The organism is Phyllobacterium sp. UNC302MFCol5.2 (assembly GCF_000686005.1).
GTDB lineage: Bacteria > Pseudomonadota > Alphaproteobacteria > Rhizobiales > Rhizobiaceae > Phyllobacterium > Phyllobacterium pellucidum.
The window spans coordinates 558,318-572,592 of record NZ_JMLL01000010.1; the positions used below are offsets into that span (position 1 = coordinate 558,318).

Below are 14,275 nucleotides of genomic sequence, written 5' to 3' on the forward strand. Positions count from 1 at the left end.
ATACTACGAAGGTCGCTCGGTCGAACACGAATAAAGCATTGGAGTCTGTCCTTTGGCGGCGCTAAACTCTGCCCAGCCCAGTGCGAAGGAGGATCGCCGCCATGAATCTTGTAGACATGTTTCTAAAGGGACAAGGGGGCCAGAATATCGAGGCGCTATCCCGTCAGTTCAACCTGTCCCAACAGCAGACCGTCGCCGCCATCCAAGCGCTGATGCCGGCATTTTCGCAAGGACTGCAGCGGAATGCCGCCGATCCAATGGGCTTCGGCGCCTTCGTTCAGGCACTCTCCGCCGGCCAGCACACCAATTATTTCGACAATCCGCAGGCCGCCTTCAATTCGTCCGGCGTCGCCAATGGCAATAATATTCTTGGCCAGCTATTTGGCTCAAAAGACTTGTCGCGTGCTGTCGCCGACCATGCGGCGCAGATGACAGGACTTGGCGCAGAAACGCTCAGGCAGATGCTGCCGGTCATCGCTTCGATGATGATGGGTGGACTTTATAATAAATCAACCGGCCAGTTCGCAGCCTCAGGGCTCGGGGGCGGCAACGTCATCGGCGATCTCATCGAGCAGATGATGCGGCAAGGTGGGGCCGCCATGGGCGGAGGTCAGCCGGCCCCCAATCGCCAGAGCGCGCCCGACGCCTCGGCAAATCCCTGGGGCCAGATCCTCGAAGGCATGTTTGGCGGCGGTGCGGCCGGGCAGCAGGGCCAAGGACAATCGGCCAATCCGCTTGGAAACAATCCGCTCGGCCAGATATTCGAAGAGATGATGAAGGGTGGCCTCCCCGGTGCCGCCCAGCAGGCACGGACACCACGCAGCCGCGCGCCGCAAGACGATGGAAGCGAGGATACCGCACAGGGGCAAAATCCTTTTGGCGACAATCCGCTCGGCAAGATTTTCGAGGAGATGCTGGGCGGCGGTGCCCCGCGCGGCACGCCACCGCCGCAACCGCAGGCAAGGCAGAGGCAGGCGCAGCCGGATCCCGATGCGCCGCCGGCGCCGTCCGACAATCCGCTGAAAGACATACTGGGCCAGATGTTCGACACCGGCCGACAGGCGAACGACCAGTACCAGAAGGGACTTGAGTCGATATTCGACCAGTATCTGCGCGGCATGGACCGCAGCCGCTAAAAGAAAAAGCCCGGCCACGTTGCAGATGCAAGGTGGGCCGGGCAGTAGGCAGGCGAGGCGCCGGGAGGGGATTCCGGCGTGAATGGGCGCCTGCTAACCAGTCAGGTCCTCAGACGATGCTGCGGGCGGCGCGCACGCGTGTGCGCATGTCAGCCAGCGCACCCAAGCGTTCGCTTGGATCATCGAGCAATGAGGTACCAATAGCCGAATGCAGATCAGCTCGGGTGACACCGATGTCGTGCAGCATCTCGTCACTCCATTCGCCAAGGCTCAAAATCGTTTTACGATTGCGGCGAGCGACGAGCATACGGGTGACAAAGTTGGCCACTTGCGACGCAAATCCTGCGGTCGGGCGGGTGGAACCGGTTACTTCAGTCAATCTGGTCGTCGTCGTCATCGCCGTTACTCCTTTGGTGGCGCTGATCAAGAAAGTTAAACCGCGCAGGAACCATTCCCACGCATCACGCTTGGCCTATCGTTGCCAGCGCTTCCTGAACATCCTCAGAATGATCCATAAGAATTGATTATTCAAACGAATGTTTTTAATGTAAACGTTCAATAATAATGATGGATGAGCCGCCTGGGAGCACGACCATGAACGCACCGCTCGATCTTGACCAGTTGCAGACATTTACGGCAATCGCCGACCTTGGCAGCTTCACCAAAGCCGCCGACAAGGTTAACAAGACACAGTCCGCGGTCTCGATGCAGATGCGCCGCCTCGAAGAACGGGTCGCAAAGGCGCTGTTCGAACGGGATGGGCGCACGAACCGGCTAACCGAGGACGGCGAGCGCCTCCTCGCCTATGCGCGGCGCATGCTGCAGCTCAACAATGAAACCATCGCCGCTTTTGATGATACGCAGTTGCAGGGTCATATCCGCATTGGCACGCCCGACGACTATGCCGATCGCTTCCTGCCCGAGATCATGGCGCGTTTCTCGCGCTCCAACCCGCGGGTCGAACTGTCCGTCGTATGCGAGCCCACCGTCAATCTCGACGAGATGATTCGCAAGGGCCAGCTCGACATTGCACTTGTCACCCAGTGCGACGAACAGCGGCGATCGGAAGTGGTGCGCAGTGAGCAATTACTTTGGGTAACGTCCGCGCATCACAATGTCCATGAGGAGCTGGTATTGCCGCTCGCAGTCGGCCGGCCGACCTGCATCTGGCGTGCTGCCGCTATCGACGTTCTCGACCGGATGAACCACGACTACCGCATCCTCTTTACCAGCTGGTCGGCAACCGTGCTGGCGGCGGCCGTCCTTGCGGGCCTTGCCGTCTCCATCCTGCCGGAATGTGCCTTGCGTCCAGGCATGCGCGTCCTGACCGAGGCCGATGGTTTCGGCCGGTTGCCGGAGTTCGGCATCGGCATCATGCGCGGGCATACCAAGCCCTCAGCGATCGTTGATGCCCTGGCACAGCATATAGTCGAGAGCCTCGACAACCTGTCCATGCCGACGCCGGTCACGTTGACCCAGGCCGCAGCTCCGATCCTTGCGAACCAGCGACTGCGCCAGGTGCGCGCCACGGAACTCGCGCCGGGCTGGTAAGTAGACGCTTACATTGCGCCTTGCCAGGCTTTTACCGCGTCCAGGGGATAAAGCAGCATCAAGACGTTGAGCGTGAGGTTGTCGCGGATCACCCAGGCAGCCAGAAGCTCGAAAAAGATCGCCAAAACCACGGTCAGCCAGATGGGCGCGCGGGCTGCAAAAAAGAAGCCGATGACCATGAACAGGATGTCGGATACGGAATTCAGGACACTGTCGCCGACGTAGCCGAGAGCGATCGTCGCCTCGCGGTAGCGATTGATGACCATGTCGGTGTTCTCGAATATCTCCCAGGACGCTTCGATCAGAATTGCGATCAAGAGCCGCGCCCCGAGCGGCGTTCTGCGGGCGACAAGCCAAAGCATACCGTAGAAAAGGAAGCCGTGGATGATGTGCGACAGCGTGTACCAATCGGCGATGTGCTGCGAATTGTCGGACGAGTTCGTCTCGCCCACCCACAGCTTTATTGTACCGCAGGTACAGATCGGATTACGGCCCATCCACAAAAGGATCGCGGCAGCGGCAGCGATCATCAGCGCTCCGATCAACAGATAATGGCGCAATTTCAGGTGCTTGGCGACAAGGGAGGATGTTGCTGACATGACGATTCCTTTTTTCCCAAGTTAAAGGCGATATCGCGTCGGCTGACAATGGCGCAAGCGATGGTTGGGCAAGACTTGACCTTGTTTCTGGCCCCGATAGTTATACGTCATGAGCGAAGTGCCCGAATCTGCCACCAATGCCGCTGAATATACCGTCTCCGAGATATCCGGGGCGCTCAAGCGCACCGTTGAAGATGCTTTTGGCCATGTGCGCGTGCGCGGGGAGATTTCCGGCTATCGTGGACCGCATTCGTCCGGCCATGCCTATTTTTCGCTGAAGGACGACAAGGCCCGTATTGAAGCGGTGATCTGGCGCAGTTCCATGAACCGCCTTCGCTTCCAGCCGGAAGAAGGCATGGAAGTCATTGCCACCGGCAAACTGACCACCTATCCGGGTTCATCCAAATACCAGATCGTCATCGAGCAGATGGAGCCAGCGGGTGCCGGCGCGCTGATGGCGCTTCTCGAAGAGCGCAAGCGCAGGCTCGGCGCAGAAGGCCTGTTCGATGCTTCGGCGAAGCGGGCCCTCCCCTTCATGCCGCGCATCATCGGCGTCGTCACTTCACCGACGGGCGCGGTCATTCGCGATATCATCCACCGGATCACCGACCGTTTCCCATTGCACGTCCTGGTCTGGCCGGTCCGCGTGCAGGGCGAGACCTCCGGCATGGAAGTTGCCAATGCGATCAATGGCTTCAACGGCCTGGACGGCGGTGCTCTGCCTCGCCCTGATGTGCTTATCATCGCGCGCGGCGGCGGAAGCCTTGAAGACCTTTGGGGGTTCAACGATGAAGCCGTAGTGCGTGCGGTCGCGGCCTCGCGCATTCCGGTCATTTCGGCGGTCGGGCACGAAACCGACTGGACGCTGATCGACCTTGCCGCGGATGTGCGGGCGCCGACACCGACAGGCGCGGCGGAGATGGCCGTGCCGGTAAAAGCAGACCTTGCGGCGCACATCGCCATGATGGGTGCGCGGCTCGCCTCAAGCATGTCGCGCTATTTGAACCGCCGCCGCGAAACGCAGCGCGCCCTTTCGCGGGCGTTGCCGTCGGCGGATCAATTGCTGGCTTTGCCGCGACGGCATTTCGACGAGACCGCCGCGCGTCTTTCCCGCGCGCTCCAGGCGAACACCCAGGGGAAACGCGCTCATTTCGACGGGCGGGCCCGGCAATTGTCACCGCGCCTGCTCCAACACAGGTTGCGTGAAAAGCGGCGCGAGACCGGCATACTTGCTGTTCGTTTGCCGCGTGCACTCGATGTCTTCGTGCGTGATCTTCGGGCGCTCTATCACCGACGGACTGGCCGACTTTCGATCGAAGCGACCGGGCGCCGGACGGAGCGCGGACGCCAGCATCTGCAGCAACTGGACCGGCGGCTTGGTCAATCGATCGATCTTCGGCTCGACCGCGCCAACCGGAAAAGTTTTGAACTCGAACGGCTGATGCGCACGCTATCGCATGCAAGCGTGCTGGAACGCGGCTTTGCGATTGTGCTCGACCCCTCAGGTGCTCCGATAAAGCGGGCACTGGACATTGCCGGTGGCGATGACCTCACGCTACGTTTTCAGGACGGCGACGTGCAGGCCGTCGCCACGGAGGCAAGCAAGCGCCCGGCCAAGCCAAAACCCGAACGGCCTGCCCCTGCCCCGGCCAAGAAGCCGCCGGAACCAAGCGGCTCGCAGGGCTCGCTTTTCTGACTATTCCCGCGTCCAGTCAGGACTATTGAGTTCGATCAGTGATCGTGACCAATCGTCGATAAATTGCTGGCGCTGGGCGCGATCCTGCACCGCAAGCAGTGCCGGGCCGATGCGGATCGGCTGGGCGATGCCGGACTCCTTCATATTCTGCGGCCCGTCGACATCGGGCGGCAACCCACCGGTTTCCGTAAAATAGAAGGCGTTGCTGCGCGCGATTGCCTGTCCCCGTTCGGAAAGCAAGAAATCAAGAAATTGTGCGCCAAGTTCGGCTTGTTTGGCGGCTTTCGGGATGAGCGCGCCACGGCTGAGAACCAGCGTATAATCGCGCGGCACGACGATGCGCAGTTGCGGATGGCGCAGGGCCGCCTCATAGGCATAGGACCCCAGCATGTTGTAGCCGATATAGAGATTGCCCTTGGCGACTTCCTCGATGATTTCACCGGTGCAGCAACGCGCCACCGCCGCTGCACGCGCCATGCTCTCGAGCAGCCGGCCAAAAACGGTGGTCGTCTGGCGCGCATCGTTGAAAGCAAGAAGATAGCCGATACCCGACAAACGAATATCATAGGTGCCGACGCGCCCGCGATAGTAGTCGAGCCGTTCGCGCAAAAGGTCCGCGAGTTCGACGTGGGTGCGCGGCACTTCGTTGGCTGGTACCAACCGGTTGTTGTAGACGAAAACAGCCGGTTCATAGGTAAAGCCGAAAACCTCGTCGCGCCAATTGGCCCATTCGGCGACCCTTGCCGTTTCCGGGGATCGGTGGGCCGTCGCGCAGCCGTCATTGGCAAGCTTGACCAATTGATCCACCGAGGAAGACAGGAGTAGATCGCCAAGCGGCTCGCCCTTGCGGCAGGCCTCGCTCGCAAGCGAGTTCAGTTCGTTGGTCAGGTATTCGATATAGTTGATGGTGATGCCCGGCGACGATTTCTGGAAATCCTCGATCAATGGTTTCATCGCCACGAGATCGGTGGTCGAATAGATCGTCAAACGGCCTGTCTCCACGCCGCTCGCCGGAAACACCGTCTTGTCGTCGTCCGCAGCTTTCGCAAGCGAGACGCTGAAGGCGAAGACGAGGCTTGCGAGGATTATCCGGATCATGATGTGCCGCCCTTCAAGAGCGGAAGCGCAAGTATCACCGTAAATCCCCTTTCGTCGCGCGCGCGGAAGCTCAATGTGCCGCCGTGGGCCTTGGCAACTTCCAGTGCTATGGCAAAGCCGAGCCCCGAACTTCCTTCGTGTGACTTGGAGGTAGCAAAGCGCTGCGTGGCCCTTTCCCAGCCTTCCGGGGGAATGCCCGGCCCGTCATCCTCGACCTCGACGAAAGCCTCGGCATCGTTTGCGCGAACGCGCACTTCCAGACGGTGTTTGGCCCCGTGCCGCAAGGCGTTGTCGATGACATTGACGATCGCTTCGCGCAGGCTCACCGCGTCGCCAAGGACAAATGGACGCTCGTCGGGCGCTTCGAAGGAGATGACGATATCCGGATCGACAGTAATCGGAATGGCGGCGCGATAGGCGCGCCGCGCCACATCGACCAGACTGATCGGCTCAAGTTGCACAGAATCCGCCCGGTGAATGACCATGGCGTGGCTCAGCAACTGATTGGTAAGGCGTGCCAGCTCCCCCGCGCGCTCCTGCACGCGTTCGTAGTGCTGACGCCCGGCCTTGTCGAGTTTGTCGCCGCCAAGGAGGTCGATCTGCGCCGAAAGCGCTGTCAGCGGGGTGCGGATCTGATGTGCGGCATCAGCGATGAAGCGCTGCAAGAGATCGACACGCTCATTAAGACGACCCATGAAGTGATTGATCGACCCGACGAAAGGATCGAGTTCACGCGGAACATCGACAGTAACGGGTGTCAAATCATGCGGATCGCGCCGCCGCACCGCCGTGCCGAGATGTTCGACGGGCTGCAGCGCATAACGAATTGCCAGCATCGCGCCGACGAAGGCGAGGAGGCTCATGACGAGCACGAGAATGGTCGCGCGGAGCGTCAATTCCCGAGTCAGCGCCGAGCGGGCCTCGTTTGTCTGCGCAACAATGACAAAAGCCTCGCCTGAAACAGCGGGGTCCGCAAGGACGCGCTTGGCACTGGCAATGCGGACGGGCTCGCCCTTGTAGAACCCCTCTTCCGCGTTCGATACGTCTTCGATGCGATCGAGCGGAACCGGGCTTTCGAGGTCGTCATAACCGGTCAGCGTCTCACCATGCGTATTGATGACGCGGTAGAAAATCCGGTCGCGTTCGGCAAGGCCGAGAAGCTCGAAGGCCGAGGTCGGCAGGCGCACCGTCAATATTCCGTCCTCGACAGCAAGACTCTCGGACATCTGAAGTGCGGCGCCGACGAGGAGGCGGTCGTAGGCCTTGTTGGCGGCCGTTTCCGCATAGTACCAGGCGGCAGTCACGAGCAAGGCCGCGCCGATGCCGAGAACGACGGAAATACGCCGGGCAAGTCGGGCAAAAAGCGACGGTTCACGGCGCATCGTCGGAAACCAGTTGGTAGCCGAGGCCGCGCACAGTCACGATGCGCGCCTTTGCGCCTTCGAGCTTCTTGCGCAACCGGCCGATATAGAGTTCGATCGCATTGGCATTGGCAGCTTCATCGAACCCGAAAATCTGATCGAGCAACTCATCCTTGCTGAAAACGCGGCCAGGACGCGCCACGAGCACTTCCAGCAAGGTCAATTCGCGGCGTTTGAGTTGAACTTCGCGCTTGCCGACATGGACGGAGCGCGCGGCCCGATCAACGGCGATATCGCCGCATTTGATGAGATTGGTTGCTTCCCCGCCGGTGCGCCGCCGCATAAGAACGCGCGCACGCGCTTCGAGCTCGCGAAAATCGAAAGGCTTGACCAGATAATCATCGGCGCCGAGATCAAGCGCACCAACGCGATCGTCGATTTCGGAGCGGGCGGTCAGGACAAGGACCGGCACCGCATTGCCGGACTTGCGGATATGCTTGAGGATCTCAAAGCCGTTCATACCGGGCAGCATCACGTCGAGGATAACCAGCGCATAGTCCGTGAAGTCGATGATCTCAGCTGCGTCGCGCCCATTGGTTTCCCAATCGACCGCATGGCCGGTCGCCTCAAAACGCTTGCAGATGGCTTCCCCCACATCGCGCGTGTCTTCTACGAGCAATATACGCATGGCGCTTTCATTGGCACGAAACACGAGTGCCAGCAAACATTATGACGAGGCGGTGAACTGTCCCATCGGTGTAGCCCGATAGAGCAACATGCATTCCCGAAATTGCGGTCCATAATGACGGGCTCGGATGCTGCTTCTGCTGGAGGTCTTGAGGGACAGGCTTTTCACCGGATCATCCGTCAACTGGAGGGGATCATGGGAAAGACATCCGACGAACATTCACGTCAATCACATCTGTCGCGCCGCGTATTGATCATCGCCGGCGCAATCCTCGCATGCGCCTATGCCGTCGAGATCACTGCCGCTAAAGGCGGAGGCGGTGGCGGTGGCGGAGGTGGTGGTGGGGGCGGCGGAGGCGGCGGCGGCAAGGGCGGCGGCGGTGGCTCTGGAGGCGGAAAAGGCGGCAGCGGCGGAAACAGTGGCAAGGGACGTGGCCACGACGGCGACCCATGCACGACCGGCCAAGGTAGCACGCCCTCCGGTTCGTGCTGACTGCAGGCATGAAGCGTCACACGCTCGCAGGTTTTGACAATTAGGTTTGCCACGTGTTTCCGGCGAAGGGTCCGAAGATTTGGACAAACTGAACGAGAAAATACTGGAAGTCATCGCGGCAACCGCCCCGCTTGTGCTGGCCTACTTCGCGGGCATTGCTTATTTATCGGCCTACCTCGCAAAATTTTCGATCTCGGTGCACGAGGTCGATCTGCCGATTCCAATCGTGCTTTCTTATTCCTTCAACGTGTTTTCCAATCCGGTTTTTCTCCTTGCATCGATCGGACTGGCGATTGTGGCGCTGCTCGCACTAAGTGATGCCAAACTAAAGTCCGTGGTCGCCACGCGAAGCGGTCTCGCAGTCATAATGATCATCGGGGTTTTTGTGGCGGGATTGCTGATCAACAAGATCGCACAGGTTGCGGCGGATCAGCGTAGCGAGAAGGTCTTGAGCGGAGACACGGCCTGGGTAAGCTTCAAGGCGCCCTTCTCCAAATATGAATTTGAAATGTCAGCGAGTACCGCGCTTCGCTTTGAACGATGCAGAACGGGGCTACTGCACATCCTTACGACAGACAAATACACCTATGCCGTATGCCGGGCGACGCCCACGGAGGGCTTGCTTCTGGTCCAATCGAACGACGGGACTGGTTTTTTGCCATTAAGGGAGTTCAAGCTATGAAGACCGTACTCCTTGCGATCTCGACATTCGCTTTCCTTGGTACGAGCGCCTTGGCGCAGGACAACATCGCGGGCAAGGATTGGGAGACATTTTTCTCCACCTATAAAGCCGGGACCTTTGCTGCCATAGGAAAACGCAAGTTCGGCGTTCACACCGAGGGCAACCTCGAACGCGGCTACTACTTCGAAACCAGCGCGACCACCGTGCAATTTTTCATCTGCCCGTCCGGACCGTCGATACCGTTGGAGGTCACCAAGATTGCGCCGGAACCCACGGACGAATGTTCCGTTCCGGGCCGGCCAATCCCGCCCATATCGATCGGCCTCGCGGCCAAGTGGACATACGATGCCGATAAATCCGGATTCATCGTGACCAGCGCCAACCAGCCATCGGTCCTTACGTTCCCTTGCAAGGACACCTCCTCCAAGATGCTGGCTGCCGTCAAACTGGCTCAATCCAAGGATTACGGCGTCGTTGCCGACGCCAATGATGACTATTCCAAGCTTGTGGCAAAATACCTGAACTTCGATTTGAAGAACTTGGCGGCGGATGAAACCGGGGCCACTCCTTCAGAAAGCGACTGCGCGCAAGCCGGTGATTTCTGGACTTATCCAATCGGCGAAACGGTTCAGAACGCGCAACGCAAAACCCTGGCGGTCACGAAAATCGAACCGACTTTTGGCGACAAGTGAGACAGATTTCTCGGCAACAATGATTTTGAAGGGGGAATGGTACGGTCGGGTGGGCTCGAACCACCGACCTCAGGAGCCACAATCCTGCGCTCTAACCAACTGAGCTACGACCGCGTACCGTCATGATTTTTGACAGGCGTCACATACGGAGGATTGACGCTTTTTGCAAGCGCTCGATGCAACAAAGGCAAAAACTCACAGAAAAAAGAAAAGGCCGGAGATTAATCCGGCCTTTTCCATCAATGCGAGACCCCGAGGGAGGGAGGGACCGGGTCTCGCGTCTCCGATGGCTGGGAGGAGGAGTGCCAACGGAGCTTTTTGATTGTCAGTAGCCTGTTAGGCGACCTTGACGTCCTTGAAGGCCTTCTCGACAGCCGACTTGACCGGCGCTGCGATTTCTTCAGCGGCCTTGGTGGCGACAGCCTGGAATTCCTTGGCCTGACCGGTAAAGGCTTCTGCCTGCTTGCGAACGAATGCGCTTTGCAGTTCGATCACTTCACCAAAGGACTTCACGCCGATCAGCGCTTCGATATGAGCGAAGCTGGCTTCGGTGTTGGCGCGCAGGGCAGCCAGTGCCTTCAGCGAAAGAGCAGCAGTGTTCGACTGTGCGGTTTCGAAAGTGGATTCGAGGGTCTTCTGAGCAGCTTCGGCCTGATCCTTGATCTTGGCATAAGCTTCCTTGGACTGGGCAACGCCCTTCTCGGTGAATTCGCGAACCTGGTCGGTTACAGCGGTGGCATCGAAAGCAGGGATCGAGAACGCATCAGCAGTCTGTTTGGTGGTCTTGCTCATTACAGTGGATCCTTCCTTGTGCAGATGGTTCTTCCGTCTGCATCTGATTTGATGACCCCGATATAATCCATTTTTTTGTGCGTTGCAACATTTCTTTTGCAGCGCACAATTAAATGCCTGTTTTCTCAATCGAAATTATTATGTGGATGGCTGCCCGGCCCGGCCCGAAGTTAACTAAACCAAGAGAAAGGCATGTAAGATAAGGGGCTGCGAGTGGACGGGCGGCGGCCGCACCATTATTAACAAAGTATTAAGACGGCCGCATGAATGCGATCGTTCGCTCTGGGAGTAGCTGGTCGGCACATGGCGTTTGGTACCTATCCTTTCATCGACATTGCAGTTCTCGACGATATTCGCGAGCACTTTGCCAATGGCGATGCGCTGGTGGTCGTCGCGCCTGACCTCGGCTCGATCATTTGGGCGAACGGTCCCGGGGCTGCGATGCTGGGATATGGCTCCATCGACGACATCCTCGGCAGCGATCAGGTTTTTGATGTGCGCGCACGGCGCCAGTTGATGGCGCTCGAAGGTTTTCCGGCGATCGGCCATGGCCGTATCGTTTCCCTGCGCGTCGCGCATGGTCTCGCCAGCCGCATCCTCACCTTTCAGGCAAGCGACATCGCCCTGCCGCGCGGGGAACGCGCCATTTTGTTGACCATCAACGATGGCGATCGCAAAGGTTCGGATCAACAGGCTGCTGCCCGGGCGATCCAGGGCTTCGGCGACCAGACGACCCACGCCGCCATACTCGACGCTGCCGGCAAGGTCATGGCCGCCTCGGAGCATTTCGTGAGGCTTGGCCTCGGTGAACGCGTACTCGGCGATCTGGTGCGTGATGTGCGCCACGAACGCAATCGTCTCGTGAAGCGCCCCGTCAAGACCGCGAGCGGTGTCGTTCCGACCGGAATTGCGCGGCTGACAGACAGCCCTGCCCTGCACCTGCTTTTTGCCGTCGAGGCGGAGGCTGCTTCCATCGATGAGGGAAAACCGGCCGGGCAACGCCAAGCCGTGGAGCAAAAGTCACTGCCCTTGAATGAGCCTGGCCCGGTTGAAGCAACCAAGCCGGCCTGGGCGGCGTCCGATCAGCCGCAGACTGACGCTTCCAGTGCTGCACGCGATGAGGATCCAGTCGATTCCGACAAGGCGGAACACTTCCGCTATGCGCCTTCCGACGCGCCGGTGCGTTTCGTGTGGAAGGTCGACGCCGATGCGCGCTTCAATGAAATCTCGCCCGAACTCGCAAGGGCCGTCGGCCCTGCCTCTGCCGCCATCGTCGGCCGGTCGTTCCGCGAGGTTGCCTCCGACTACGCCTTTGCCGAGAGCGAGGAGATCGCTTCATTGCTCGAACGCCGCGACACCTGGTCCGGCCGTACCGTATTCTGGCCGATCGAGGGAACAGACCTACGCGCGCCGATCGAGCTCGCAGCACTTCCGATCTATTCGCGCGATCGAACCTTCATGGGTTTTCGCGGGTTTGGCGTCGCCCGGATGAGCGAAACCGAAACGGACCCGAGAGCAACCGGCATTGCACTCGGCAATCGCGCCGGTCCGGCGGAAACGCAAGCCGTCGAGGTCTCTCCCGCTGAGGATTTCGGCCGCGAGACTCCCATCCTCGAAATTACGACAAGTGCTGGCGATAACGTCATTGCCTTAAATACGCAGCGCCCGCCCCGCAATGAGGGCCGCCTCAACGACGCCGAACGCAACGCGTTCCGGGAGATCGCCGAGCGGCTGCGCCGCGAGGTACTGGCTGAATCGCCCCGGTCGAGGGACGCAACCCACGAACCAGCTGCTCCAGTCGATATGGCGCCTCGGCAGACCGAATCCTTCGCTGCTGCCGATATGGTGCCCGACGCCGAACTCGTCGGGCCGGGATTTGCCATCTCGTCGCGCGGGGATGATGCCGTCGAGGTTGCGGGGCATGGCGGTACTTTTGCCGGGCGGATCAGCGAACAAGCCCGCAAAGGGGTCGATACCTCCATCCTTGCAGCCCTGCCCCTGCCGGTTCTCATCCACCGCAATGGGCAAATCCTCTATGCCAATCCGGCGCTTCTCGATGCGCTGGCCTACGGGACGCTGGAGGCGATCAACGACGCCGGCGGCCTTGGCGCGCTCTTTGCCGATGCGCCACAGGATGCTGACGACGGCGATGAAGCTGGTACATCCCTGCACCGCAGCGATGGTACGATCTTGCGCGTTGCGGCGCACCTTCAGGCCGTGCGCTGGGACGACGACGGCGAGCGCGCACTGCTCCTTGCGCTCTCGCCGCAGCCGGCCGCTGCGCCGGGCGTCATTGGCGAGGAAGAGCGGCTCGAACTTCAGACGCGCATCGATGAACTCGATGCCATTCTCGACACTGCCACCGATGGCGTGGTCCTGCTCGACGCGGCGGGTTCGATTCGCTCGATCAACCATTCGGCGGCAGCGCTTTTCGGCTATGAGCCGGAGGATGTGTCGGGAAAACCCTTCTCGCTGCTCTTTGCGATCGAGAGCCAGCGCGCCGCCATGGATTATCTGCACAGCCTCTCGGAGAACGGCGTCGCGAGCCTCCTCAATGACGGCCGCGAGGTTATCGGCCGCGAAAGCCAGGGCCGGTTCATTCCGCTGTTCATGACCATTGGCAAGCTCGATGTCTCGAAGGGCTATTGCGCAGTGCTGCGTGACATCACCCATTGGAAGCGAGCAGAAGAAGAGCTGGTTAGCGCCAGACGCGAAGCTGAGCGCACGTCGAGCCAGAAGAGCGAGTTTCTTGCCCGCATCAGCCATGAAATCCGCACGCCGCTCAACGCGATCATCGGCTTTTCCGAGTTGATGGCCGACGAAAAATTCGGGCCCATCGGCAGCGAGCGCTACCGCGATTACTTGAAGGATATCAGCCGGTCGGGCAACCATGTGCTCTCGCTTGTCAACGATCTCCTCGACATTTCGAAGATAGAGGCCGGGGCCGTCGAGATGGACTTCGAGGCCGTCTCGCTCAACGATGCGCTGACCGAAGCTGTCGCTATCATGCAGCCCCAGGCAAACCGCGAGCGCGTCATCATCCGCTCGAGCCTGACGTCGCGCCTTCCTGATATCGTGGCCGACCATCGGTCCATCACGCAGATCGCACTCAACCTCTTGTCGAACGCCGTCCGTTTTACCGGACCCGGGGGACAAGTCATCGTTTCGACGAGCTACGAGGCCAGCGGGGACGTACTGCTGCGGGTTCGCGACACTGGCATCGGCATGACGCGGCAGGAGGTCGAGCAGGCGCTGCGGCCCTACAAGCAGATTACCACGCCTCGCCACGCGCGCACCGACGGTACGGGGCTCGGCCTGCCCTTGACCAAGGCCATGGCCGAAGCAAACCGCGCCAATTTCAGCATCGAGTCGACGCCTGGGCGCGGCACGATGGTCGAGATCACCTTCCCCTCGACACGGGTGCTCGCCGAATAGCGCCGGGCCGGGTCTTGTCGGCCTTTTGGGGAACGAAGCGTACGGCAGGTGAC

Annotated in this window: 13 protein-coding genes and 1 tRNA gene; 7 read left to right on the top strand and 7 right to left on the bottom strand. The window is 60.1% G+C overall.

All coding sequences use genetic code 11. The features are described 5' to 3' along the window. Positions 1-101 precede the first annotated feature (101 nt). Complete coding sequence (locus BR48_RS0104665; RefSeq protein ID WP_027230240.1) at positions 102-1,136, top strand: DUF937 domain-containing protein; 1,035 nt, start codon at positions 102-104, stop codon at positions 1,134-1,136. 109 nt (positions 1,137-1,245) lie between these two features. On the opposite strand, the gene BR48_RS23805 is transcribed toward BR48_RS0104665, so the two are convergent. Next, complete coding sequence (locus tag BR48_RS23805; protein WP_051614531.1) at positions 1,246-1,533, bottom strand: DUF1127 domain-containing protein; 288 nt, start codon at positions 1,531-1,533, stop codon at positions 1,246-1,248. Positions 1,534-1,730: 197 nt separating this feature from the next. Between BR48_RS23805 and BR48_RS0104675 the strand changes: the two genes are divergently transcribed. Then, positions 1,731-2,687, top strand: a complete 957-nt coding sequence (locus BR48_RS0104675) for a LysR substrate-binding domain-containing protein (protein ID WP_027230241.1) — start codon at positions 1,731-1,733, stop codon at positions 2,685-2,687. Positions 2,688-2,695: 8 nt separating this feature from the next. Here BR48_RS0104675 and BR48_RS0104680 read toward each other — a convergent pair whose 3' ends face one another. After that, complete coding sequence (locus BR48_RS0104680) at positions 2,696-3,286, bottom strand: DUF2585 domain-containing protein (protein ID WP_036813316.1); 591 nt, start codon at positions 3,284-3,286, stop codon at positions 2,696-2,698. 109 nt (positions 3,287-3,395) lie between these two features. Here BR48_RS0104680 and xseA point away from each other — a divergent pair, with 109 nt between their 5' ends. Further along, complete coding sequence (gene xseA / locus BR48_RS0104685) at positions 3,396-4,982, top strand: exodeoxyribonuclease VII large subunit (RefSeq protein ID WP_027230243.1); 1,587 nt, start codon at positions 3,396-3,398, stop codon at positions 4,980-4,982. Here xseA and BR48_RS0104690 read toward each other — a convergent pair whose 3' ends face one another. From BR48_RS0104690 to BR48_RS0104700, 3 genes are read right to left on the bottom strand one after another with little or no spacing between them, the layout of a single operon-like run. Next, positions 4,983-6,080 carry an ABC transporter substrate-binding protein gene (locus tag BR48_RS0104690; protein ID WP_027230244.1) on the bottom strand — a complete coding sequence of 366 codons (1,098 nt, stop codon included), beginning with the start codon at positions 6,078-6,080 and terminating at the stop codon, positions 4,983-4,985. Further along, positions 6,077-7,462: a sensor histidine kinase gene (locus BR48_RS0104695; RefSeq protein WP_027230245.1), complete on the bottom strand. Its 1,386-nt coding sequence runs from the start codon at positions 7,460-7,462 to the stop codon at positions 6,077-6,079. Before BR48_RS0104695 ends, BR48_RS0104690 begins: the two co-directional genes overlap by 4 nt. Further along, positions 7,452-8,129 (bottom strand): response regulator transcription factor, encoded by a 678-nt coding sequence (locus BR48_RS0104700; RefSeq protein WP_027230246.1) that lies wholly within the window; start codon positions 8,127-8,129, stop codon positions 7,452-7,454. Before BR48_RS0104700 ends, BR48_RS0104695 begins: the two co-directional genes overlap by 11 nt. Before the next feature lie 195 nt (positions 8,130-8,324). On the opposite strand from BR48_RS0104700, the gene BR48_RS26430 reads away from it, so the two are divergent. The 3 genes from BR48_RS26430 (at position 8,325) to BR48_RS0104715 (ending at position 9,995) form a co-directional block, all read left to right on the top strand. After that, the gene (locus BR48_RS26430) at positions 8,325-8,621 is read left to right on the top strand and encodes a hypothetical protein (protein ID WP_051614533.1); all 297 of its coding nucleotides are present in this window, start codon (positions 8,325-8,327) and stop codon (positions 8,619-8,621) included. Positions 8,622-8,700: 79 nt separating this feature from the next. Continuing rightward, entirely contained in the window at positions 8,701-9,303 is a 603-nt protein-coding gene (locus BR48_RS0104710) for a hypothetical protein (RefSeq protein ID WP_027230247.1), read from the top strand. Further along, entirely contained in the window at positions 9,300-9,995 is a 696-nt protein-coding gene (locus BR48_RS0104715) for a hypothetical protein (protein WP_027230248.1), read from the top strand. The genes BR48_RS0104710 and BR48_RS0104715 overlap by 4 nt, the downstream gene beginning before the upstream one ends. A 37-nt stretch (positions 9,996-10,032) precedes the next feature. Here the strand turns inward: BR48_RS0104715 and BR48_RS0104720 are convergent. Both BR48_RS0104720 and BR48_RS0104725 read right to left on the bottom strand, forming a co-directional pair. Continuing rightward, a tRNA-His gene (locus BR48_RS0104720) sits at positions 10,033-10,109 on the bottom strand. A 222-nt stretch (positions 10,110-10,331) separates the two neighbouring features. Further along, positions 10,332-10,787 (bottom strand): phasin, encoded by a 456-nt coding sequence (locus tag BR48_RS0104725; RefSeq protein ID WP_027230249.1) that lies wholly within the window; start codon positions 10,785-10,787, stop codon positions 10,332-10,334. Positions 10,788-11,090: 303 nt separating this feature from the next. On the opposite strand from BR48_RS0104725, the gene BR48_RS0104730 reads away from it, so the two are divergent. Beyond that, positions 11,091-14,222 (top strand): histidine kinase dimerization/phospho-acceptor domain-containing protein, encoded by a 3,132-nt coding sequence (locus tag BR48_RS0104730; protein WP_027230250.1) that lies wholly within the window; start codon positions 11,091-11,093, stop codon positions 14,220-14,222. Positions 14,223-14,275: the final 53 nt, after the last annotated feature.